Origin of the sequence: Photorhabdus africana (assembly GCF_035181445.1) — a bacterium.
In the GTDB taxonomy this organism is placed as follows: domain Bacteria; phylum Pseudomonadota; class Gammaproteobacteria; order Enterobacterales; family Enterobacteriaceae; genus Photorhabdus; species Photorhabdus laumondii.
In genome coordinates this window covers 1-24,842 of the sequence record NZ_JAXBVE010000007.1, presented here as the reverse complement: position 1 = coordinate 24,842, position 24,842 = coordinate 1, and the positions used below count along the sequence as shown (strand labels likewise).

The following is a 24,842-nucleotide window of genomic DNA, read 5'->3' as shown; positions in this document are numbered from 1 at the left end:
TTTTCTATTTATTAATATTTATCCTATTTATTAATATTTATTACAACTAACTGGAGTAGTTAATTATGAGTTCTTCAATCTTTTTACAAATTGATAGTATTAAAGGTGAAAGTACCGACAGCCAACATAAAGAGTGGATTGAGCTGGAACATGTCAATTTTGGTGTATTTAACCATGCACGTATTGCAGACAGCGGTAAACGTAAAATTACCGTTGGTGCAGCGGATTTCCGTACCATTGACTGTGTGAAGGTGATGGATTCCAGTTCTATTGGCTTACTGTCTGCTGTGGCGCAAGGTACCGCAATTAAGAAAGTGAAACTGGAAATCTGCACGATTTTCAAAGGCGAAATGCATCCTTACGCAGAAGTGGAAATGGAAGAGTGTGTCATCTCCGATGTTCATGAAACCTGTTCACGTGGCGGTGAATTCCCACAAGAACAGATTTCTATCACCTATTCCAAAATTAAATGGACATTTACACCACTCAAAGAAGATGGAACTAAAGGAACTAAGGTGGGACCGGAAGGTTGGGATCTTATCGAGAACAAAAAACAATAACAATTACCGTTTACTGTCGGCCTTTGGCCGGCAGTTTCTAGCCGGAAAAAAATATAATGATTCAACCTTCATTTCTCCACCGCTTAAAAGATGATTATCCACAAGATGAAAAACGGGGTGTCGCACTTGTCTGGTCACGTCAGGAAGTTGTACAAAGCCTGATTTCTGACTTGAGTATGTTATTTTCATCAAGACCGATTTCTGAAATTTCCCCTTTATTTGGTGAGTTGCCGAAATCAGTTTTAAATTATGGCGTTTCCGATGTCATTAATGTGGATATTTCTGATGATGAACGTATTGATGTACTAAGCAATAATATTGACCAAGCTATTTCCTGGTTCGAACCTCGTTTGCAAAATGTCGTTATTACATTACAAAAAAACACACCAGAAAATATAACCTTTTGGGTAAGTGGAATTTTCTTCAACGAACAAGTGGTGTTTTCTATCTCATGGAACAGTACCGCATATAGCTATTCAATTTCATGGGATAAATAACAAGATGATGTTATTACCACAAAAAATACTGACTTATTACAATCGGGAATTAAGTTACTTAAGACAATATGGTGCCGCTTTTTCTCAGCGTTTTCCTAAAATTGCCAAACGTCTTGGGTTTGCGGAGGGCGTTTCAGAAGATCCGCATGTAGAACGTCTGGTGGAATCTTTTGCATTTCTAACGGCAAAAATCCATCAGCGGATTGATGAAGATATGCCGGAACTTAGCAACGCTATGTTGGAGGTATTAGCGCCACAGTTTCTACGTCAGGTACCGTCGGTATCGTTGGTGCAGTTTCAACAGGACCCATTAGCATCCGGTGTGACTGGAATGATGACGGTAGCGCGGCATACCCCGTTGATTTCTCAACCGGTAGGTGATGTGACATGTCGTTTCCGCACGGTATATCCATTGGAGATGTTGCCATTGGATTTAACGCATGCAGAACTGATACCAGACCCTTACGATCGGGACTTTATTTTAACGCTAAGTTTTACCCTGTGGCCGGGCGCCAGCTTTCAGGCACAACATATCCGGTTGTACTTACATGGTGCGCCAGTGCTGACTCATCGCTTGTATGAATTGTTGTCGGCGCAAGTTAAGCAACTGGAATGTCGGTTAGGCGAGCGTACATTCAACCTAAATAGCCAAGGTGTTCAAGTGGTGGGCTTTGATCCGCAAGATAACTTATGCACCGATGATCCATTGATAAATCCAGTTCATCACTTGTTTCGTGATTATTTCAGCTTCCCAGAAAAATTCTTATTCTTGGATATTCCGCTACCGAATGCCGGTTTGATTACCCGTTCATTAGGTGAGCTGCAATACCGTTTCCGGCTTAAGGATTGTGTCGCATTGCGCCGCATTGAACGTATGAGTGATAAAGTCAGCAACGAAACCTTCCGGCTAAATTGCGTGCCGATAATTAATCTGTTTCCTCACCATGCGGAACCCATTATTCCACTGGAAACAGAGCATGAATATCTGGTTCAACCGGATGCGCGTCGCCCACAAAGTATGGAAGTCTATACCATCGATCAGGTCGAAATTGTCAGCCGTCAGCAGGAACAATTAAGTTCCAAACCGGTGCCGTCATTATTTGGTATTGGGCATACGCAATCTGACGAACAGTGCTCATTGTTTTGGCAGGCAACGCCTCGTCCCTCACTCAGGCATAACGATCTGGGGATGAATATGTTCATCGGTTTTTCCGATAGCAGTGGCGAACATCTGAAACCCGAAACCGATGTGGTGATCTTGAGTCTGACCTGCACTAATCGCGATATACCGCGGCAATTGAGCAACGGTCATCCTGATGGGGATTTCGAATCAGAAAGCGCACTGCCGGGCGTAAAAATTCTGGGCCTGATTCGCCCTCGCTTGCCGGTGCGTCCACAACCCAATAGTGCATTGAACTGGCGGTTGGTATCACAACTCAATTTGAACCAAATGCTACTGAGTGGTCCGCAAGGAGTTCAATGTTTAAAAGAGACGCTAGAACTCTACAACCTGCTTGGCGATCCAGCCATATCGCGGTTGATTGCACAATTACAGCAGATTGCTATTGCGCCAGTAAGTGCGCGCCTGAATCCCGCCGATCCCTATTCTCTGGCTCGGGGGCTGGAGGTGACATTAACATTTCAGGCACAAGCCGGGGAGTTTGTTGATTTTTACCTGTTTTGCAGCCTGTTAGAACGTTTTATCGCAATGTATGCACCGATTAACAGCTTCACGCAGACCGTCACACAGCTAGAGACCGTTAATAATAGTACCCGCCGTTGGCCACGTCGCAGTGGGAGGCTGACATGGCTGTAGAAAATAAGATGCGTTTAGCGGGCGGTCGTTTTTATCAAAATGTACGTCGTCTGCTTAAACGTTGTCGCCAACGTGAAGAAACAGCAATCACCCCTGATGATGTGGTGCAATTTAGCTCCGCACTCACATTGGATGCGCCGGAAAGGGAAGTCGAGTCTTTATTGCCACCGCAAGAGGGGGACGAGCAGTATCGCATGGCGGTACATCACTTTGGTCTATTAGGAACCCTCGGTGCATTACCGTTGCGTTATACCGAATGGCTGATTGATAGGCGTTACCGCTATGGCGACGAATCAGCTCAGGCATTTATTGATATTTTTACTCATCGTCTGCTTAGCCTGCGTTTTCAAGCGTGGCAGAAATACCGGTTATATATCAATGCCGAATTTCAAAACCATGCTGAATTGCAAAACCATGCAGAGTTACAAACTCATCGGGCTTTACCGGCAGTCATTCCAGCAGTTGTCGGCCAGTTGATGGCGGATACCACACAACGTTCTCATCCCGCTTGTGTCGGATTATTGGCAACACCGGTCCGCTCAATGGTGAATTTGCAACACCTGTTGCAGCGAGAATTTGGTATGGCGGTCAACATCCAGCCCTTTAAAGGGCGCTGGCAATACGCTGATCAGGCTCACTGTTGCTGTTTAGGTCGCAGTTTGTTAGGCGATAACCCGATGTTGGGACATGCTTATTGGGATATTCAATCAGGATTTCATGTTCAGTTGGGGCCGTTTGCTGCTCGGCAGCGAGCCGCCTTTATGCCGGGAAATGAACAATATCGCAAACTAACACAATGGGTGTGGCAATTTGCCGGGCCACTGCTCTCCTTTTCACTGGAATTGTTGGTACAGCATAGTGGGCAAGGCAATCTATTAAATGGCAGCCATCAATTGGGGTGGGATGGTTGTTTGGGCGATACCGGCGAGAGCCATATTCAGCGTATCTATTTGGCTGAATGTACGGGTCCCTACGCAAATTAAACCAAAAACGCAGGTAATAAAAAGATGCTGTTAGGGCAAAAGAATCGTTTTTTACAAGTTATCGGTAGCCTGTCAGATATTATGGCACTGAACAAAATAGAAGGTGAAGAGCACCTGTCACGGCCTTATTCATTTTCTGCTCAGCTCTATTCCAACGCAGACTGGGATAAGCTGGAATCTCATATCGGTAAGCCTTTGGCATTTCGTCTTGGTGAAACGCCGAATCACCGCATTGTGCATGGCATATTGACTGAATTGCAGCAACAAGGTTTTAGCGACGGCCAGTTTTGTTACCAAGCACGTATTGAACCTTGGCTGAAAATGCTGACATTAACCCATAATTTACGCGTCTATCAGCGCATCAGCGTGCCAGATATGGTATGTGATATCTTCCGTAAACGTGGGTTTAACGACGTTGAACTGGCGCTAAAAAGCCGTTATCCGAAGCTTGAGTATTGTATGCAATACAAAGAATCAGATTTTGACTTTGTGACACGTCAACTGGAACAAGCGGGGATTTTCTATTTCTTTCGCCATGAAGAAAGGCGTCATGTACTGGTATTGGCAGATCACCCTTCGGCGTTTATTAACGCACCGTTAGCGGTATTGCCATATCAATCGAAGATGGGTGATCAGCAAGGCTATGGGCTACGCGCTTGGCATATTCATCGCACAATGATTCCAGGTACGGCGGAAATGAATGGTTATAACGTTAAAAGTGCAGCGGCAATCAGTGCCAGTGCCAAAGCGAACAGTGGCTATTCTACCAATCCCAAGCTTTCTATCTATGATGATCGACGTCAGGAGGAGCGTAATCAACTGGAAGCACAGGCAACGCTGTGCATGGAACAATGGGAATCACAATCCTATTACTCAGGTGCCGTTAACAGTTATCCCAGTTTACAAGTGGGGCATCAGTTTACCCTGAGAGGACACTCCAGTGCCGATGGCCGTTATGCCGTGGGCCACCAGCGATTAAAAGCGGAGAACAACCTGGAGGAAGGTGAATTACTGTTTTCGTCTCAAGTGACCTTACTCCCGGCGAATAACGTATTCCGTCCGCGTCCTTCTGTTACGCGGCCCTACATTTCCGGCGTATTATCCGCGCTGGTAGTGGGGCCAACGTCGGAAGAGATCCATACTGATGAACAGGGACGCATCAAAATCCAGTTTCACTGGGATAAAGAACATAAAAAAAATGATGACAGCTCCTGTTGGATTCGTGTCAGTCAGTTCTGGAATGGCGCAAAGTTTGGTGCCCAATTTGTGCCACGTGTGGGCAGTGAAGTATTAGTGAGCTTTATTGATGGTGACCCGGATAGCCCGCTGGTGACCGGAACGGTTTATAACGGGGTAAAGATGCCACCATTTGCACTGCCGAGACAGAAAACCCAAAGCGGGATTGCAACGCGCAGTAGTGCAAAAGGCACGGTAGAGCAAGGACATCAGTTCTGTTTCGAAGATAAGAAAGGTGAAGAGTTTATTTTGCTTCACTCACAAAAAGATATGCGCCTGAAAGTGAAAAATGATTTTTCGGCGCAGATCGATCGCAATGCGTTATGGGAAATCCAAGAAAAGCGCGATACCCAAATTAAAAAGGGTAATGACACATTAATTTTGAGCGAGGGCAACGCCTTAACTGAGGTGAAAAAAGGTGACAAAAAACAAACGCTGGATCGCGGCAATTTTACCACCACCGTCAGTGCAGGCAGTTATGAGCTGGAGGTATCCAGAGGTAACGCCAAAATCAATGCAGGTCAACAATGCACAATTACAGCAAATCAGGGCATTGAACTGAAAGTCGGTGCCAGCACATTATCGATTACCCCGGCCGGGATCACCATCAAAGCGCCATCGGTCACCGTAGAAGGATCAGGAAAACTGGCGTTGAAGAGCAATGGTATGGCGGAACTAACAGGAACCACGGTAAAAGTAGAAGGCAGTGCGATGGCACAATTAAAAGGCGGCATTGTTCAGGTGGATGCGACCGGCATTGCTATGGTGAAAGGCACTTTGACCAAGATTGGTTAATAGCAGGATCAACGAATAATAAGAGTTTGCAATCATGGTTAAATTACGACACTGCCAGCTTTCGCCACAAGCGGAATTGGTACTACAACAACACACGGCACATGAACAAAACCTATCGGCGCTCAATAAAGAAATGTTGTGGCAAGACGCAGTGCGCTACACCATTTTTATGTTGCCTTACACTCAGGCTCTGGAACTGGCACTGACATTTATCTCCTGCGTTTACGAACGCGATCTGATTCAAGGACAGCGGTCGTTATTGCAACAAGTGCGGCACTGGCGGGTTGATGGCGGTGATCCGTTGCGTCATGAACTGTTCGAACAGGCGCAAATAGTCGGGTTCGATAACCCAATCTCATGTCTGGTGCTTTCCGTTTTTTGGAGTGAAGGCAGCATGACCACCCCGAATTTGGAAGCGGTCTATCCACAACCGTGGCAGTCACTGGCGGCATTAGCCGATACGTTGTGCCTGATATTGCACCTTTATGGCGAACAACCGGAACGACAAATGCAGTACGCTGAACAATTTTTCCAACTGGCACATGGTCAACTAAGGCAATTGCCACCATCACAGGATCAGGGACGCAAAAACTATCTGTACCATGAAGCCACATTATCAGGAGAGCAATGATGCCAATGCCAGCCGCCCGTGTGGGTGATATGCATATTTGTCCAATGGTCTCGCCTGCGGTACCTCCGGTGCCACATGTAGGTGGACCAATTATGCCGCCAGGTATACCGACGGTGCTGATTGGCGGATTGCCCGCGGCAACAATGGGCTCAATGCTGGTGTGCGTCGGGCCGCCGGATACCGTAGTCATGGGTAGCCCAACAGTATTGATCGGTGGAAGACCTGCGGCCAGACTCGGCGATCTATGCGCACATGGCGGCACAATTACCACTGGCTACCCGTTAGTGATTATTGCTTGAAATGGAAGCCACCGTGAACTTAGCCCAAACAGATATCGCGCGTTTTTTACGGCCCATTGCTGCTGACAAACCAGCAGGGTGCGATATTGAATACGAACCTATTTTTGAACAGATAAACGCAGCGCGCGAAACCGACGACAATTTTCTCCAGGACGACGCATGGGGGTATGAAACCCGTCAGGCTGATTGGATGCGAGTTTCAACGTTGTGCCAAGAGGTGCTGGAAAAACAGAGTAAAGACTTGCAGATAGCCTGCTGGTTAACCCAAGCGCAAGGGGAACTGTATGGCCTGGAGGGTATGAGTGGCGGTATCACATTACTTGCCCATCTACTGGAGACTTTTTGGCCGGTACTTTACCCGCGGCTGGATGATACAGAGACAAACAGTGCAGATGCTCGTCTTGGCCGGTTAAGCTGGTTGGATAAGCAATTGGTGAAACAACTAGACAATCTGACACTGACCGATGATGGCAAATTGAGCTTGGCCGTCTGGCAACGGGTGCAATATTTTGAACAACACGTTGCCGTTAATAGCGAATTACGCAGTGCCTTGATCAGTGATGGCTATTTCGGTATCGCTGAGTGCGACGGCAGTATTCGCACTACATCAGCCGAACAATTGAACCAATTGCTGATGCGGGCTGAACAAGTTAGTAAGGCATTAGCAGAACTGCAAAAAATCATGGTGGAACTATTGCCTGATGCCGGTAACAGCATGAGTGCCAGTACGCAGCGGTTGCAAGATCTGATGGCCTTAATCGAACGGTTTCGTGAAATGGTGACACCGGAATTCACTCAGGAATATCGCAATGAAGAAATAACGGCAGGAGAAAATGCCCCAAATGACATAAATATGGCTTTTTTAACAGAAGGTCGGGCGCACCATGAAATGCGAGCTATCGCCATTAGACAATTGATCAATATCGCTAATTATTTTCGCCAAAATGAACCTACCAGCCCAGTGCCTTATTTAATCGAACGGGCCGCACGTTGGGCAAATATGGGCATGGCAGAATGGCTGGAAGAAATGATGTCAGAAAATACTTCCGCGCTACAGGAAATTATGCGTGTGATAAAGTGATCAGAAATAAATAGAGAGCAAAATGAATAACATGAATTTTTATAGCGTCATTAAACAGCGATTTTTAATATTGACGATGATTATTTTAATAAGTGGTTGCAGTCATTCCACTTCCAACGATGAAAAACGCTTGCAGGCAATTGAACAAGCCAAACCCGTTTATGCCAGCAATGCCATTCGTTTAAGAATAACGGCGGTTCCGCAATTGAATGTTTTTAATAATATGGCAAACAGTTGCACAATATTAATTGCTCAAGCGGAGAAACGTGAGCAATTAGATAAATTACTGGCTAATCCGGTGTTATTACGCAATTTATTTGCCGGCACCGGGGCAACAGAGCACATATTACAGTTGGATAATTACGTGATGATGCCGGGGCAATCGGTATCTTTACATATCGATAGAGCGGAGCAGGCACGTTATATCGCATTAATTGCCGGTTACTACCCGGCGCCAGAGAGTACACATACGCGAGTATTATCATTGCCGCTGCGCCTTGAGCAACACGGTTGGTGGAATAGATCTTGGCGTGCTGAATTTGTTCCCATGCGCATTAATCTGACGCTGGGACGTTACGCCATTACCCGCAGTGATTTCTCCGCAGGTAACACTGGGGATGAGGTGGTTTTTCCCGAACAAATAGTTTTCCCCGGACAAACGGCAGAATCCGGCAATGACGAAAATTTGTTGAGGAAGTAACCTATGTTTGAACATAAACCGATGTATTGGTATTCGGGCCTGTATTTACAGCCACAACACTTTCAAGCCCATGAATTGCAACATGAATACTGGCAAGGGCGCTATCAGTTACTGACACAACCTTATGCTTTTGGTGTGGTGAAACTCGCATTCAATCTGGCTGCGCTAAGTGATGAAGTGCTGAGTGTTCATCATGCCGCGTTTATTTTTCCCGATGGTGGTTACGTGGATTGTGATGTCAATAGCGTACTCAGTGCTCGATCATTGCGGGATTGCTGGCCGGTACGAGACAAACCGCAGCGCATTTATGTTGGTCTGCGTATGTTTAGCCACAATCAGAGTAACGTCACCGGTATCACGGATGCCAACAGTGTCGGTAATATCACTAGCCGTTGGGTGACATGGCCGCAAGAGCAGCGTATGCGGGATGCCTTTGGTGAGGGGCCGGAAGCGGAAGTGCAACAACTGACCTATAACTTACGTTTTTTCTTACACGATGAGATTGCTCAAGCAACGGGTTATACATTATTACCGATTGGCCAACTGCACTGCACCAGTGACGGTATTGCGCTGGATAACCGCTATTTACCGCCATGTTTGACGCTCCATGCTGTGCCACAACTGAGCCAGCGCATTGATCAACTGTGTCAGGAGCTAACCGGGCGTGTCCACCAATTGGAAGAGTTGAAGCGTCCGCAAACACTGGAAGGGGAAATTTATACCCAGGAAAAAAGCACATTATTGCTGACACTACGGACTCTGGCGCGTTATGTCGTACAGTTGCACCATTTTCAGGAAGCGAGAGATGTTCATCCCTTACAGATTTTTGGATTATTGCGCCAACTGATCAGCGAGCTTTCCTGTTTTACCGACCGTTGCTCATTTTTAGGTCAGTGGGACGGGCAGGACGAAGTACTGGAGAAATATCAGCATCTGGATCTGGCGCTCACTCTTGATAGTTGTGAAAGGACAATTGCCGATTTGCTTAATGCACTGGTGCTGGAACCCAATACCGTGATCCCTCTGCAACAGGAAAGCCGTGGTTATTATCATGCAACCTTCAATACAACGGGGAGCAATGAACAACAACGGTTCTATTTGGTGCTGCGTTCTGACAGCTTTACCCATCGCGAGCGTGAAATTCCTGATGATCGCTTGATTAAACTGGCGGCGGCAGAACAGATCGACAGCATTATTAACCGTGCTTTGCCCGGTGTGCGTCTGTACTACCAGGAAATTGCACCACATGGTTTACCTAACCGAGCAAATACCTGCTATTTCCGGCTAGAAAACCGCGGTGCATTGTGGCGGCAGGTAGAAGAGAGTAAACGTGTGGCAGTGCACTGGGCAGATGCGCCAGACGATTTACAAACAGAAATCGTTATAGTGAGAGCATCATGATGCAGTTGTTGGATTGTTATATTCCCGTATTCACTTGCGTATTACGCATGATCCAGCAGCAGGTGAATCAAGCGGAAACACTGCGGCAAACCGTATTAGCTGAATTGACACAAGCGCAGAATAGGGCGCGTTTGCAGGGTTATGGGGCACAAGATATCGAAGAAGCAAATTTCGCCGTGGTGGTTTGGGCAGACGAAGCCATTTTGTGTGCAGGTCAGAAAGCGTTGAGTATTTGGCGCCAATCATCATTGCAGGCTGAGCTTTATGATGCCGAACTGGGCGGAAATACGTTTTTTGATCGCCTTGCTGCATTAGTACCGGATAATTATCCGGTTCGATTGGTCTATGTTTTCTGTCTGCTTGCTGGATTTTATGGCCGTTATGGCAAACATGATAATTTGGAATTACACAATATTATCCAGCAAGAATTAAATAATCTTCCTGATACTTTGCGTGGTTATCTCTCTTTAGAAAATCACCGATTAATGAACAGCTACGATAATAAGCCGAAAAATAAGCCCTCCAATCATAAATGGCGTAGAAAATTAATATTATTCATATCATCTATTACATTAATTTATATTTTTATTACCGTCTATTTATTAAGTATTGGTCGGTAAACTCGGAAATCAAACATGAAAAAATTATTTTATGCCATTGGCTGGCTTAGCGTGATGGTTATCCTTTTATTACTCAGTTTAACTATTGCGGTGGCATTTTCATGGCCGACAATAAGTGGCCTGTTATTATTTATTTGCCTATTGCTGTTGTTATTATTGCTGCGTGGGGCAATGGCATTCATGCCGAAAATAATGAATACACTGCGCTGGATAAATAAATTCTGGCGGAAAGGAGATAACCGCCTGGAATATTTACTCTATCAGCACTGGAGGCAAGGAGGGTATTTACAAAGTTGGCGTCGATTCCGTTCACTGTTACACCGTAACGGCCCTGTTCCACCGTGGTTTCTGGTGGTAGGGGAACGGGGCAATGGTAAACAGAAGTTGTTAACACGCTGCAATGTGGCGCCCATGACGGGGAAAAATCTGCCGTCGCTGACAGAAAACACCTTTACCTGTCGCTGGTGGTTCTTCCGCCGGGCAATGTACATGGTCGTTTCCGGCCGTTATACCGAAGGTCAATCCCTATACCGGCAAGCTTGGTTGCGTCTAATAAGCTGGATCGCACAGGTACGTAAACCGGCTGGTGTACTCGTTTGCTTGTCAGTGGAACAGTTGCTAAACAGCGACAATAGAGCGCTCTATATCGCCGCACGTCAGGTACGTGCTCAGTTGGAACCATTACAGATACGTCTGGAACGCCGCTTGCCAATCTGGTTGATCCTTACCCACAGTGAAACATTGCCGGGGTTTGACCATTGGTGCACTCAACTGTCAGTAGAACAACGCGCTGAATTGCTAGGCGATTTTATCGAGCATCATACGGTGGGTAATGTCACCAACGTGCTGGATAAGAGCATGAACACCATTGTTAACACGTTAAAAATGATGCGCCTTAAGTTGCTCAATCAACAACGGCAGCAACCCAATGCGGAAATCTTAGCGTTACCAGAAACCGTAGCTCAACTGCAACCTGCACTGGGCTGTTACCTGAACGCACTGTTCGATCAAGACCATTATCTGGAGCATGGCCTGCTGCGTGGCCTGTTTTTTACCGCCGAGCATCAAACCACCGGCGTTTTCAGCCACCGTTTGTTGGGAGAATATCTGCCAGACCAAGTTCAACATAGCCAAGATCAACGTAGTCATAGCCTATTGCTGACCGGCTGGCGGACATTGACCAAACGTGTATTCGTTAGTTTACTCAGTTTAATGCTGGTATACGGCGCAGGTAATGCATTGATGACGACCTGGCGTGGTGTTACGCAACTTGAAAATATCCATGAGGCAGACCCGCTTGAGCGGAGTTACTTGCGTTATCAAAAAGTTGAGTACGGGTTGCAGGAAACCTTGCCATCTCTGTTTTTCTATCCGGTCACCCATACGATGGAACAACGGATGGCGCAGCAATACCAGCAACAAGCGCCTGTTAATGCATTCAACCCGGCATCGGTAGCGACACACTTGCTAACACGTTTCCGTAACGCGGAAGCACCGCAAAAACGACTGTTGGCTTTACATTGGGCACGTTTCATTAACATTGAACAGGCAATGGCACATGGCGCTACGCTAGAAACGCTACAGCATATGCCCGCTTATTCAGCTTCTCTGTTAAGTGGCGAAAACGATCCTTTATCAGCGGAACAACGCGTCGCACTCCGTCTGGCGCAATATCGCCAAAGCAACGCACAGCAAGAATTTGATCAATGGCAGGACACATTGCAGGCACTACTGGCAGATGGCGGTAATTGGCAGTGGCTGTTAGCTGACGAACAACCGGCTGGAACACGTTCGCTGACACTGGCTGATTTTTGGCCGTTGACCAGCGGGGATGCTGCCACAATTAACACACGTATCCGTGGTGTTTATACCCAAGCCGGTGAGCAAGATATTCAGGTAACTTTGGGAGAATTGGCGAAAGCTCTTAACAGATCGGAATTTTTTGCTCCTTTACAGCGCTCGTTTTATCAACAATATCAAAATCAGCGCCAATCAGAGTGGTTAGCATTCGCTCAGGCTATGCCTCAAGGAGAGACGTTAGTACGAGGCAAGAAAAATTGGCAAGCCCTGATATTAGCAGCGGGCCAATATGACAGTCCCTATATCGCTTTTCTGACCCAGTTAGAACGTGATTTATCCACGATAGAGCCGACGGATCGGCAACCTTGGTTACAGACACAGCAACGTTTATGGCAACTGCATGGTTATGTGCAAAAAAGTAGCATGATGCAACGAGTCTCGCTAGGGAACCTCTCTGTGCGCCAGCGCATCATGTCATGGCTTGGAATTTCACCGCAGATCTCGGTACGGCTGGATGAAACCGCGCTGACACGCTATCGCGCCTACCGACAAGCGGTGCAGTTAAATAGCCAACGCGAGTTGCTTAGTGACATGGAAACCGAGATGTTGGTTAAAAATGCGCTAAATAACGAGAAAGAAGAACTGGATGATAGCGGTTTACGCGCATTGTTTAACCGTTTTACCTTGTGGCGCCATGAGACCGAAAGCAAACAGAATGCAGGGATAAATGAAACCTTATGGCGGCTCTATCAGGGTGATGCGCATCTGGTACTGCGTTACGCCTTCTTAAGTGCTGCCAGCCGCTTGCAAACTCAGTGGGAAAGCAAAGTGATTTGGCCGATGGAGAAATTAAGCAGACAGGAACTGTTTGATGGCCGGGAATTGAACGCGCGTTTGTATGAATACAGTAACGCATTTGTACGGGATACCGCAGAATATGCGCTGGATATTCGTCCAGAAGGGATTAAACGCCAGGAAATAGAAGATGTAGTCTTTCCGTTTAGCGACGATTTCATTTTCTATATCAATAACCTCATTCAACCGAATGACCTACTTTCAGCGACATCGGATATTCGCCGTCGCCTACAAGAGAAACTCGCCTTACTGGAAAGCGAACAACAACTGACGGCGGTACAACAGAAACCGGAACAGGAGCAGAAGTCATCGGCGGAAGTGACCATTGTCAGCCAGCCGGCAACCGCTAACCGGGGAGCAAAAGTATTGCCAGTGGGGAGTTCAGTGACGTTGAGTTGTGATGATGGCGTACAGCAGCTTAAGAGTATGAATTTCAATGACAGCATGACGCTGCATTGGAGCCCAGGAACATGCAGCAAAGTACAAATTGATGTCTATTTTCCCCGCTTTACCCTAAGCAAAAGTTACGTTGGCCCCGACGGTTTGGTGCAATTTATACATGCTTTTTCCCGTGGTGAACTGACATTGGCAGCTCAAGCGTTCCCGCAACAGCGAGATGAATTAAGTGCACTGGGTATCAATAACATCACTGTGCGCTATCAGCTCAGCGGAAGCAAAGCGGTTTCAACACTCTACCAACAATGGCAGCAACATCAGCAACAACAAACGGCGTTGTTGGAACAGCGCAACCGACTGGATAGCCAATTGTTAAATTTAAGTGAACCGGCAGTAGCAAAAGGAACCCTCTCTACTTTGCCATCACAGATCACCACCTATTGGAACGAATTAAGGAAACCTAAAAGTGAGTAATTATCTTAAACAGATCGTGAGTAAATTAACGATAGAAGCGCGTCAGTGCCTTGATGAGGCGGTTAATCTGGCAGTACGGCGCACCCATCATGAAGTGGAAATTGAACATTTGCTGTTGACTTTGTTTGAAAAACAGCTTCCGACAATGGAACACGTGTGTCACCACGGCGGTATTGATGGCATGACATTGCTGAATGCCTGCCAACGGTCACTGGCATTATTACGCAGCGGTAATCATCGTCCACCGGTACTGGCTACCAGCTTAACTGAATGGATGGAACAGACCTGGATGTACGTCAGTACTCACTGGGAAGCATCACAGATTAGCGCTCAAGCACTGATTGTGGCCCTGATCATGAATCCGTCACTGCACCATTCTCTTACCTCAGAGCTACAACAAGCGTTACAGGGTAACACCGATGGGATAGAACAATGGTTGCGTACACAGACAAATACGGAGCCGCAACACACTACAACGCCTGCCGGAAAAAATACCCAATCCGCGCTGGCACAATACACGCATCACCTGACACAAGCAGCGCGTGATAACCAATTGGACCCCGTTTTAGGGCGTGAACGAGAGATTCGCCAGTTGATTGACGTGCTATTACGCCGTCGCCAAAACAACCCGTTGTTAACCGGTGAAGCCGGTGTCGGCAAAACCGCGCTGATCGAGGGGCTTGCTCAGCGGATCGTTGAAGGCCGTGTACCGAAAGTTTTGGCACAAGCCGAACTATTTACGCTGGATATGGGGCTGTTACAAGCGGGTGCCAGCGTAAAAGGTGAGTTTGAAAGCCGCTTGCAAAAATTATTGGATGAGGTGAAGAAGTATCCCACACCGGTGATTCTGTTTATCGATGAAGCGCATACACTGATTGGTGCAGGCGGCCAAGCCGGGCAAAATGATGCAGCCAATCTGTTGAAACCCGCGCTGGCGCGGGGCGAGTTACGGGCGATTGCGGCAACCACCTGGTCTGAATATAAGAAGTACTTTGAAAAAGATGCCGCGTTAGCACGTCGTTTCCAGTTGATCAAAGTCGAAGAACCTTCGCTAGAGCTGGCAATCGCCATGTTGCGCGCCATGACACCGGCAATGGAAAAACATCATGGTGTCAAAGTACTTGCAGAAGCAGTCACGGAAGCGGTTACATTAGCCAACCGTTATATCACTGGACGTCAGTTGCCGGATAAATCGGTTAGCCTGTTGGATAGCGCCTGTGCCCGTGTTGCCGTTTCACAAACGGATGAACCGGCACCGATTGAAGACCTACGTGCCATGCTGGTAAACATTACTACCGAACAGGAAGCATTACTGCGTGAAGGTGGTCATGAAATCCAGTTACAGAAATTGGCGCAGCGTCAGGCTGAATTGCAGGCCTCACTGGCAGAAATTTTGCCGGAATATCACACTCAACGTCAGTTGGCCAATGACATCCTTGTCTGTGACGAACACGACGAGCGGCTATCTGTGTTACGTGCAGAACTGCATCAGCGCCACCAACAACACGCTTATGTCTTTGACTGTGTTGATGCCGCCTGTGTAGCGGACGTTGTTGCCGGTTGGACAGGGATACCCCTTGGTCGAATGGTCGAAAATGAGCGTGATGTGTTGCGTCAGTTGGAAACCCGTCTCGGCCAACGGGTTATGGGACAAGATCATGCACTCAGTCAGATAGCGCGGCAAATTCGGATTGCTAAAGCACAACTGGCGGATCCGGTCAAACCTACCGGAGTATTTATGCTCGCTGGGCCTTCTGGTGTCGGGAAAACCGAGACTGCCTTAGCGCTGGCTCATGAGTTGTATGGCGGTGAACACCATCTGATCACGATTAACATGTCGGAATATCAGGAAGCCCATTCAGTTTCCGGCCTGAAAGGTTCTCCTCCTGGCTACGTCGGTTATGGACAAGGTGGTGTATTGACGGAAGCAGTTCGGCGTCAACCTTACAGCGTTGTGCTACTTGATGAAGTGGAGAAAGCTCACCCCGATGTGCTGGAGTTGTTCTTTCAGGTGTTCGATAAAGGCATGATGGAAGACGCCGAAGGGCAACAGATTAACTTTCGCAATACGCTGATTATCCTGACCACGAATGCGGCATCAGATTTGGTAATGCGGGCCGCCATGCACGGCGTCAAAGAGCAGGGGGAAAACCGCCCGGCCACTCTGGAAGATATTCAGGAGATTATCCGACCAGAGCTGCAACGTATTTTTACGCCAGCATTTTTAGGCCGTTTGCAGGTTATTCCTTATCTGCCGGTACATGGCGAAGTTCTGCATGCCATTGTGCACCATAAACTGAATAAAGTTGTCGCACGCTATCGTCAATCAACCCAATGTGAATTGCACTATAGCGACACGCTGGTGGATTTTATCGCTAAAGGGTGCCAGATCGCGGAAAGCGGTGCCCGTGAAATTGATAACCTGTTAACCCAGTTTGTCCTGCCGTTGTTATCAGATCAATGGCTATTAGGTGGTGTGCCCATCAATCAGGATGTCTGGATGGATGTGATAGCAGATCGGGTACAATTGCGATCAGACCAAAAGAAACTATTACAATCTAATATTATCAACTAAGGGTAGCAAGCGCTTATCTCTGCTATTATTATCTTACAATGTAACATCAGTGTTACGAAATGAGATCCCGATGAAAATGAAAAAGATAGTGATCTTCTGGTTTATCTTTACATTGGTCAATTTCGCGCTGGCACTGTTAAACCTACAGGTACGGGATGTGTGGAGTCTGTCATCACTGGTGTGGTTTCCGGCGGGCTTGTTACAAGGCATTTTTTGCGTCAGGGCACCGCGGTACTGGCCTGTCTGGCTAATCACGGGTGCCTTGATTTCGCTGACGGCCAGTCAGTGGTATGGAAGGCCAGTCAATGTATCGCTGACCTTTTCCAGCATCAATATGATGATGCTGGTAGCAACAGCGCTGATCTGGCAGTTTTTTTACGGTGTCATGTGGGCGCCGAGGCGGACAAGAGACATCATTAACCTGACCGTACTCTGTTCGTTAAGTGGCATCATTGAACGATTTATCGCGAAATGGATACTTCATCTATTTGGTTATCCTACCGACATATCGGTTTCATTACCGATTGTCGTAGGCTCAGTGCTGAGTTATCTACCACTTACATTGTTTGTTATCTACTACATCACCCACGAGAAAAATGGGATTGGGAACTGGAAAATCCACGGTTTATGGCTGGTGGCCCTATTTGCCATGACAGCATTGTTCATCAGTCCACCACCGGAAGCCGGGAAAATACACTGGCAAGGTATCGCACTGCTGTTTTCCTTCAGTTTGCCGATGCTGCTAGCATTCAGCGGTAATCTGCTGGTATTAAGCAGCTTTTTATCCCTGTGTACGGTGGGGATCGTCAGTGCTACCATTTTTGGTCTTGGTCCATTCTCATCGCCGTTAACCAATCTCCAACAAAATGTGCAGATAGCGGCTTGGTACAGTACAGCGTTAACGTTACCTGCGTTGTTATGCTGTAGCTGTTTATCCAACATAATCAATGCACTACATCGGCGTAAAGCGCGCTTTCTGTTAATGAGAGCCATACTGGATCAAGAACAGGTTAATTGCTTTCGGTTAAGCGCCAAAGGACATCTGTACTGGCATCATAATAGTGCTGCCTGGATGCGGTTCGGAAAAGCACCTGCCTCCTGGTCGCAGTTGATGGCTTGGGTACATCAGGAAGATCGACACAAAATCGAACAGCTTAAAAATTCCGTCTCGCAAATACCGCAGACACTAAAAGTTCGGATTGCCGATGGTAAAGGCGAATTTAACCTGATCATTATCGCCTTAATCGTCCATGTGGGAGAAGATGCCGGTTTTATTGAAGGAACGATACGTGAAATAAAGAGTAAATAAAAAATAGTCAATAATCTGGAGAAATAACCCATGCCCAGACGAGTCATTATTGCCGACGATCATCCGGTATTTTTATTAGGACTACGAACGATACTGGCAACATTGCCGGAGAATTACCAGATTGTGGGGGAAGCCCATGATGTCACTTCACTTTTCTCTCTGCTGGAGGCAAAAGAAGCGGATATGCTGATTACGGATTTCATTATGCCGGGTAATAACCAGATCGACGGTCTGAGGATGATTAGCCGAATACGGGAACAGTATCCCAATTTGCCGATTGTGGTGATTACGATGATCAGCGACCGAAAAATAATAGCTTCATTGATTGACTACAAAGTGAAAGCGATTTTGAACAAAAACAGCTTATCCCATGAGCTGGTAAAAGGGTTGTACAGTACAACCGGACGTTATGAACCTTATTTAAGTGAGCAATTTCTCGAATCACCGGACGAAGAAGTTGTAAAAATGCTAACCAGCAAAGAGTTGGAAGTGATTAAACTGTTGGGACAAGGGCTGAGTGTGAATGATATTGCTGCGCGTTTATACCGGACTAAGCAGACGATCAGCGCCCAAAAAATTAGCGCAATGAAAAAGCTCGGGTTAGATAGCGAAGCCGCGCTTTATAATTATTTGCATCAGATTGGACTGGGGCTGTAAGCCATGAAGTGCCGGTGCAAAGCATGGCGATGGTTTACCTCGTTGGTATTACTGTTACCGCTATCTGGCTGGAGTCTCAACCTCTTCGAATACCGCAATGCGCAAGAATTACCGGCAAATGGATTACCGGTGGAGTTTTATTCAAACATCACGCAAGAATCGCAGGAATTTTTGCCGTTGCCCATTAAAGAACAAGCGGTGCTTCCCTCACGCTTCCCGACATTAAAAGTCGGCATTCTCTGCTGTATCGGTGCGCCACTGGTGATCCATCGTTGGGACGGCAAATTGGAAGGGATTTATGCTGATTATCTGCGCTTGATCGAAACTGTGCTGAGAAGGCCGGTGGAGGTACGGCTATTTGGCAACTGGGAATCAGCTTATAAAGCATTGCAACGTGGCGATATCCAGTTGTTATCGAATTCCGCCTCATCACAATCAGGCAATGAAGCCAATGACACTTACCCGATTCTGGTACAACCACTTGCCCTGATTATGCGCAAAGAACAAGTCAATATGCCATTTGCCAACATGAATATTATGGCGGCACCAAGCAGTGATCCGAATGTCATTAAGCAATTACGTAAACATTACCACACTATTTTAATAGCCAAAAACCAGCAAGAGGGGATACAGGCCGTCGTGGATGGCGAAATGGATGCCTATCTGGACGGACAAAGCCAGATTGCCTATTTACTGGCTTTTCGTCCGTTTACCGGATTGACTTACCGCCGGGATATTTCATTCGGGGAACGATATGATTTTCTTGGTCACAGCGGTGATGGCATGGTTGAAGCGGTAAATCTGATCCTGACATCCATTCCTCATGCCATTAGAAATAAAGTTTATGAACGTTGGATTTCTGGACTGGCGTTGGGCAACAATAACGACGCCGCCATCTTTTCAGCTCAGGAAAAAGCCTGGATTAAAAAAAATCCTGTCGTCAATGTGGCACTGAATCGCACTGCACCGCCTTATTCTTTTCTGGATAAAAACGGTCAAATCACCGGGCTGGATGTGGATATTTTACGCTTACTGGGAGAAAAAAGTGGTATCACCTTTAATTTTATCCCAACAGATGGTGCAGTCGGCATTAAAAAGCGGTTAGAAGATGGCGAAGCACAAATGACCTCTATGCTCAACACGCCCGAACGTAACCGTTGGCTCTCTTTCAGTCATCCCTATGGTACCGTGGAATGGGTGATGATCACGCGCAATGAGCGTAACGCACCTTATGAGTTTGAACAACTTAAACACCATCGGGTGGCGATCCAGCGCGGCAACGCACTTTTGTCACTCTTGAAACAGTATCCAGAGATTTTCATCGTAGAAGTTGACAGCGTGACACAAGGTATTGATATGGTGCTGGCCGGAGCGGCAGATGCCACTTTTGACAGCCTGATCAGTGCTGATTACCTACAAGCAAGCCGCTACGGTACCAATATTTCTATTCAATTCTTTAAAGGCTCGTTGCAACCGGAACAATACGCCATCATACCGGCCTATCCTCAACTGGTGGACATATTAAATAAAAGCATTGATGCATTGCCACCAAATGAACTGCGGGTATTACGGTTGAAGTGGTTATCTATGGCGAATGTCACGCCTTATGATGACAATAAAATCTCTCCTTGGGTGAAACTGTGGGGAGGGGCATTACTTGTGATTGCGTTAAGTTCGGCTTTTTGGGGCAGTTATCTTGCACACCAGATCAAACGACGTAAAACTGCGGAAAGCAACTTACAGAATTTGCTGGCGTACTGGGAAACACTCTTTAATAACATGCCTACACCAATGTTTGTCTGCGATCCCACCATGTGTATCACGGCGGCTAACCTCTATTTCCGGCATGAAATGGGCTCTGTTGGATTTGACGTGATTGGCCGTAGTCTTTTTTCCCTCTGCTTTTTAAAACCGGTCGATGAACAAGAGATCAGTCTAATTTTTCTACGCTGTTTGGAAGGTGCTCCTGTGCATTTTTCTGATCGCAACATTGTTATTCAAGGACAGGATAAAGACGTTTACTTGTGGCTCGAAAGTTATAGCAATACCGAAGGCGTTGTTCAGGGAATCATTGGGGGCTGGTTTGATGTAACCGAACGTAAATTGCTGGCGCAAGAGCTACGCCAGGAACGTGATAAGGCAGAACTTGCCAGCCTGGAAAAATCAGATTTTCTGGCCCACATGAGCCATGAGATCCGTACACCGCTCCAAGCCATTATCGGTATTCTTGATCTGGAGGTAAAAAAGCAAACTCAGCCAGCCACGCCATTACATATCGCCTGGCAGGCTGCCATATCCTTGCAAGGAATCATCGGTGATGTACTGGATTTCTCCAAGATAGAATCAGGGCGAATGGTGCTAAATCTCAAGCCGGAATCATTGCAGGTGATTCTGGAAAATTGCGTAGCTACTTTTAGCCATCGGGCAAAGGAAAAAGCGTTATTTTTCACCTATCAGTTTGATTTGCCGTCTGAATATTATCATCTACTGGACGCAACACGCGTAACCCAGATCATCAATAACCTGTTGGGCAATGCGATTAAATTTACCGAACAGGGTGGTGTACAGATCAGCGCCAGCTATCAGCTTATTCCAGAGAGTCAGCAAGATGAAATTACGCTGGTGGTTGCTGATACTGGTTGCGGCATTCCAGAAACCATGTATGAAGCGGTTTTACTGCCCTATGTACAGGTGACACAACATAATGGCGGTAAAACCGGTACGGGATTGGGATTACCTATTTCTGTACAGCTAGTTGAATTAATGGGTGGCAGCTTGAAAATCACGGGTGCGCCCAGTGGTGGCGCACAAGTTACCGTGGTGTTACCGCTGACGCGCACGATTATTGAAAAAGAGGCGATAAGCGAAAAAACCGAAAACATTGAGACGGAGCTTCATGAATCTTTGAATATCTTAGTGGTTGATGATTTACCTGCCAATTTACAGGTGTTGTCATTACAGTTAGCCCCATCGGGCCATCGTATCGCGCTAACTGAAAGCGGTGAACAAGCCATGAAGCTGGTGGAGGAGGGCTATTTCGATATCGTGCTGACAGATTGCCAGATGCCGATGATGAATGGTTACCAACTGGCTCAGTTACTGAGAAAACATGAACGATTACGGCAATTACCGCCGTTTATTATCCTGGGCTGTACCGCGAACGCGTTCTCTACCGAACAGGCTCGTTGTTTGGAAGCGGGAATGAATGGTGTATTGATCAAACCACTGGTGCAAAGCAAATTACTGGCAGAAATTACCCGTTATTACCGACAAATCAATGAGGAAGCAACATTAACATTCGATGAGATTCAAGCATTGGCTCAGCAAAATGTGGCTGTAGAGCGCCAGTTACTTAGCGCAATACAGCAAGGGATGTCGGAAGATATTGCCGAATTACAACAACAAGAAAATCAACAATGCCATGAAAAAGTCGTGCATCACGCCCATCGTATGAAAGGCGCTTTTGCGCTGATGCAATATCAGCAAGGAATACGTGTCTGCCTGCGAATTGAAAAAAGTGAACATTGTGATGTGAAAATAATAGCCGTTTTATTAACTCGTGCGGAATATTTCCAACAGCAAATTAAGCAGAAATTGGGGGAATTGCATAGTTAGAAATCAAATGAAACGACACAGAAAAACCTTAGCTTGAAAATATAAATGCAATTTTTGTCATCGTAAAAATTGGAAAAAACACCATTTTGACGTACATTGCTCTCACATTATCTAACGGGTATACATCTAAGGAAGGTATTCTCTATGAATACAGCCACAGTTAGCAACTTTATCCTGACTAGTGCATTAACACATGCTGAAAAAACCATTCATGAATACGAAGTTATGAGTTTGAATAACCGAGACTCAGAAGTTTTCTTCAATGCATTGGTTAAATCGGTTCGCTTCAATAAAAAGCTGGCAGATGCCTTCGAAGAACATAATCAACGTGTGATCAATAAATAACCGATAATTATTTAAATCTATTATTAGGACAATAATCATTGAGGATTTTTTATGCGTGCTTTATATTTTTTCCCTATTTTCTTATTTTTATCTTCTTGTTCAATAAATCTCCCACCTTATGAACGGGAAGCCCGACATTATGTTTATCGCTCTAATGATGATTTTGACCCTAATTTTGAAACACATGTAAATAATTCTATTAAGCTTATGACGCCATTCTTTGAACAATTTTATCGAGAAGGAGTTAAGGATAGAATGAATAACATCAGTTCACATGAATTTGAGAAAAAAATTAATTATTTTAAGAGTGATAATTTAATTCAAGAAATCGGCATGTCCGAAATATTCATTTCACCCAAAATACACACAAAAGAAATCAACAATAGTCAGATTTCAAATAAGAAGAAAAAAGCATTAATTAACGGAATCATCAATTCTTACGAGGCCGGTTACTATGGCAAGTAAGAAAATTAACTATGAACTTATAAGCATAATGGAAGCGGGGGGAGAGGGAATTAACGATGGACACAATAAACTATTCAGCATTTAGAACTCACTTCGCCAGCCCCTTAGATAAAGTGAACGACAATCACAAGCCAATTCTGATTACTCATCAGAATGGCAAGCCAGCGATCGCCCTACGTTTGGAAGATTTTCAAGCCTACGAAGAAACAGCCTATTTAATGGCTAGCCCGAAAAACGCGGCACATTTAAATCAGACAATTGCTGAAGTGGAAGCAGGGAGAATATGCAACAAGCCAAATACCATCCATTGTTGCGTTACTTTTTCGACTAGTCAAAATCCATCAATGAGAAAATCCAAAGCATCTTTAATTTGTTTCCGGTGGGATGTGACATCAATAACTTCATTACCGATCATAGATACTCTGATACTTGCCATTTCATGAGTCATGACGATGTAGTCACTCTCCTCAATTGTCAATATTGGACATAATCTTATAGGAACTTTGCCTTTAAAATTTTCTTTCAGAAACAGGGGTATCATTAATCTTGTATTCAACATATCAATAATGTCACTCTGTACGTCAAGAAGATATGGGTAAGCAGAATTGCCAATATTGCGATAAACAACATACTGCATCTCAGAACACCCTGTACTTGTCAGACAGTAAACCGTGTTCGTTAGTGATACGATTAAGTTCTTCCATTCCTGCCTTATTCTCACGTTTCCAGCGTTCAGACTCAACGGCTTTCAGTTCCGAAATTAGTGCTTTAGTCAGCACTGCTGATAAGTTAAGCCCTACCTGTCTCGCTTGTTGATACAGTTCAGGTGCAACGGTCACGCTCACTGTTTTCTTTAATCTGATTTGTGTTGCTGGCATGTTAACCCCTGTATGAAACACGTTATTTTACACTTGTAATTATAGCAAGCTTTTTTATATAAGGACGGCAGAAAAGAGTCAATACATCTAATCCAAAGGACATACCCGAATAATATGACCATCGGGATCTTCAACGAGGAAAGTACGACCAAAAATTTCAGTGTGGGGTTCCTTCACAATCTTGATATCGGGTTTCTTCTGCCATTCTTCAAATAAGCGATCTACATCTTCTCCAGATGGCAACATAATACCGATCTCAGAGAACCGAGGAGTAGAGGCATCTGGCGTTGTTCCGCCTGACCAAATAGCGAATAGTGCTTCACCGCCGGCGGCAAATGCCACATAACGAGGGCTCGAAAATACCGGCTTAGCATTGAAAATCGTCTCGTAGAAGACCGTCGAACATTCAGTAAACAAGTTGAAGGTTAGGCTTGGGGGATACTGTCATCATGTAATTCTCACCTAAGTTAGATTCAATAAGAGAGTAAAAGCAAATCAATATGTAACATTTGTTACCGGATTGCGCTTGTATCATAGTAATATAATGTTAGCAGGCTGTATATACATACATATGTAAATTGATGTGGGAATTCTGGGATATGGAGATGTCTAAGATCGAATCTTGTGGGGAAAACATGAGAGTTACCTCTTGCGCTTTGTATAAGGATTCAACATCCATATCCAAACCGGTAACTCTCAACCTTCCAAAGTGCTTTGTCAGATCTGATAAGACTAGCGACAGTTCATATACAGGCTCTTAAGCAGTAACTGTATATTTTAGATAGAAAAAAGGCTTCATTTATGATCTGATAATCGTCGCCAAACTAATACCAAAACCACGGATGAAGCCTGTG

The 24,842-nt window shown here is 45.7% G+C and carries 22 protein-coding genes; 19 read left to right on the top strand and 3 right to left on the bottom strand.

What is annotated here, in order from left to right; translation table 11 throughout:
* Positions 1-65: 65 nt before the first annotated feature.
* The 19 genes from SLS51_RS05830 to SLS51_RS05740 all read left to right on the top strand — a co-directional run bounded on the left by SLS51_RS05830 (position 66) and on the right by SLS51_RS05740 (position 23,553).
* Positions 66-560 (top strand): Hcp family type VI secretion system effector, encoded by a 495-nt coding sequence (locus tag SLS51_RS05830; protein WP_323836393.1) that lies wholly within the window; start codon positions 66-68, stop codon positions 558-560.
* 56 nt (positions 561-616) lie between these two features.
* Positions 617-1,057 (top strand): type VI secretion system baseplate subunit TssE, encoded by a 441-nt coding sequence (gene tssE, locus SLS51_RS05825; RefSeq protein WP_323836391.1) that lies wholly within the window; start codon positions 617-619, stop codon positions 1,055-1,057.
* A 4-nt stretch (positions 1,058-1,061) separates the two neighbouring features.
* A complete protein-coding gene (tssF, locus tag SLS51_RS05820; protein WP_323836389.1) occupies positions 1,062-2,873 on the top strand; it encodes a type VI secretion system baseplate subunit TssF in 1,812 nt (603 codons plus the stop codon).
* Positions 2,864-3,856 (top strand): type VI secretion system baseplate subunit TssG, encoded by a 993-nt coding sequence (gene tssG / locus SLS51_RS05815; protein ID WP_323836388.1) that lies wholly within the window; start codon positions 2,864-2,866, stop codon positions 3,854-3,856. Before tssF ends, tssG begins: the two co-directional genes overlap by 10 nt.
* Before the next feature lie 24 nt (positions 3,857-3,880).
* Positions 3,881-5,887, top strand: coding sequence for a type VI secretion system Vgr family protein (locus SLS51_RS05810; RefSeq protein ID WP_323836386.1), 2,007 nt, complete (start codon positions 3,881-3,883; stop codon positions 5,885-5,887).
* A 34-nt stretch (positions 5,888-5,921) separates the two neighbouring features.
* A complete protein-coding gene (locus tag SLS51_RS05805; protein WP_323836384.1) occupies positions 5,922-6,518 on the top strand; it encodes a DUF6931 family protein in 597 nt (198 codons plus the stop codon).
* Positions 6,518-6,817: a PAAR domain-containing protein gene (locus SLS51_RS05800; RefSeq protein ID WP_323836568.1), complete on the top strand. Its 300-nt coding sequence runs from the start codon at positions 6,518-6,520 to the stop codon at positions 6,815-6,817. The genes SLS51_RS05805 and SLS51_RS05800 overlap by 1 nt, the downstream gene beginning before the upstream one ends.
* Positions 6,818-6,830: 13 nt before the next feature.
* Positions 6,831-7,898: a type VI secretion system protein TssA gene (gene tssA / locus SLS51_RS05795; RefSeq protein WP_323836382.1), complete on the top strand. Its 1,068-nt coding sequence runs from the start codon at positions 6,831-6,833 to the stop codon at positions 7,896-7,898.
* Positions 7,899-7,920: 22 nt separating this feature from the next.
* On the top strand, positions 7,921-8,598 hold the full coding sequence (locus SLS51_RS05790; protein ID WP_323836380.1) for a type VI secretion lipoprotein TssJ: 678 nt from the start codon (positions 7,921-7,923) through the stop codon (positions 8,596-8,598).
* A 3-nt stretch (positions 8,599-8,601) separates the two neighbouring features.
* Positions 8,602-9,999: a type VI secretion system baseplate subunit TssK gene (tssK, locus tag SLS51_RS05785; RefSeq protein WP_323836378.1), complete on the top strand. Its 1,398-nt coding sequence runs from the start codon at positions 8,602-8,604 to the stop codon at positions 9,997-9,999.
* On the top strand, positions 9,996-10,619 hold the full coding sequence (locus SLS51_RS05780) for a DotU family type IV/VI secretion system protein (protein ID WP_323836376.1): 624 nt from the start codon (positions 9,996-9,998) through the stop codon (positions 10,617-10,619). The genes tssK and SLS51_RS05780 overlap by 4 nt, the downstream gene beginning before the upstream one ends.
* Before the next feature lie 15 nt (positions 10,620-10,634).
* On the top strand, positions 10,635-14,144 hold the full coding sequence (locus tag SLS51_RS05775) for a type VI secretion protein IcmF/TssM N-terminal domain-containing protein (protein ID WP_323836374.1): 3,510 nt from the start codon (positions 10,635-10,637) through the stop codon (positions 14,142-14,144).
* A complete protein-coding gene (gene tssH / locus SLS51_RS05770; protein WP_323836372.1) occupies positions 14,137-16,719 on the top strand; it encodes a type VI secretion system ATPase TssH in 2,583 nt (860 codons plus the stop codon). The genes SLS51_RS05775 and tssH overlap by 8 nt, the downstream gene beginning before the upstream one ends.
* 70 nt (positions 16,720-16,789) lie before the next feature.
* Positions 16,790-18,028 carry a hypothetical protein gene (locus SLS51_RS05765; protein ID WP_323836370.1) on the top strand — a complete coding sequence of 413 codons (1,239 nt, stop codon included), beginning with the start codon at positions 16,790-16,792 and terminating at the stop codon, positions 18,026-18,028.
* A gap of 30 nt (positions 18,029-18,058) precedes the next feature.
* On the top strand, positions 18,059-18,685 hold the full coding sequence (locus SLS51_RS05760) for a response regulator (protein ID WP_323836367.1): 627 nt from the start codon (positions 18,059-18,061) through the stop codon (positions 18,683-18,685).
* A 3-nt stretch (positions 18,686-18,688) separates the two neighbouring features.
* Entirely contained in the window at positions 18,689-22,300 is a 3,612-nt protein-coding gene (locus SLS51_RS05755; protein WP_323836365.1) for a transporter substrate-binding domain-containing protein, read from the top strand.
* 144 nt (positions 22,301-22,444) lie between these two features.
* On the top strand, positions 22,445-22,645 hold the full coding sequence (locus SLS51_RS05750; RefSeq protein ID WP_011146531.1) for a type II toxin-antitoxin system TacA family antitoxin: 201 nt from the start codon (positions 22,445-22,447) through the stop codon (positions 22,643-22,645).
* A 51-nt stretch (positions 22,646-22,696) separates the two neighbouring features.
* Positions 22,697-23,110: an Exc2 family lipoprotein gene (locus tag SLS51_RS05745; protein WP_113049478.1), complete on the top strand. Its 414-nt coding sequence runs from the start codon at positions 22,697-22,699 to the stop codon at positions 23,108-23,110.
* A gap of 56 nt (positions 23,111-23,166) precedes the next feature.
* Positions 23,167-23,553, top strand: a complete 387-nt coding sequence (locus tag SLS51_RS05740; RefSeq protein ID WP_323836363.1) for a type II toxin-antitoxin system Phd/YefM family antitoxin — start codon at positions 23,167-23,169, stop codon at positions 23,551-23,553.
* Here SLS51_RS05740 and SLS51_RS05735 read toward each other — a convergent pair.
* The 3 genes from SLS51_RS05735 to SLS51_RS05725 form a co-directional block, all read right to left on the bottom strand.
* A complete protein-coding gene (locus SLS51_RS05735; protein WP_011146528.1) occupies positions 23,442-23,747 on the bottom strand; it encodes a CcdB family protein in 306 nt (101 codons plus the stop codon). The two genes, SLS51_RS05740 and SLS51_RS05735, sit on opposite strands and share 112 nt — an antisense overlap.
* A gap of 1 nt (position 23,748) precedes the next feature.
* Positions 23,749-23,988 (bottom strand): type II toxin-antitoxin system CcdA family antitoxin, encoded by a 240-nt coding sequence (locus tag SLS51_RS05730; protein ID WP_011146527.1) that lies wholly within the window; start codon positions 23,986-23,988, stop codon positions 23,749-23,751.
* 87 nt (positions 23,989-24,075) lie between these two features.
* Complete coding sequence (locus tag SLS51_RS05725) at positions 24,076-24,330, bottom strand: VOC family protein (RefSeq protein ID WP_323836361.1); 255 nt, start codon at positions 24,328-24,330, stop codon at positions 24,076-24,078.
* Positions 24,331-24,842 lie beyond the last annotated feature (512 nt).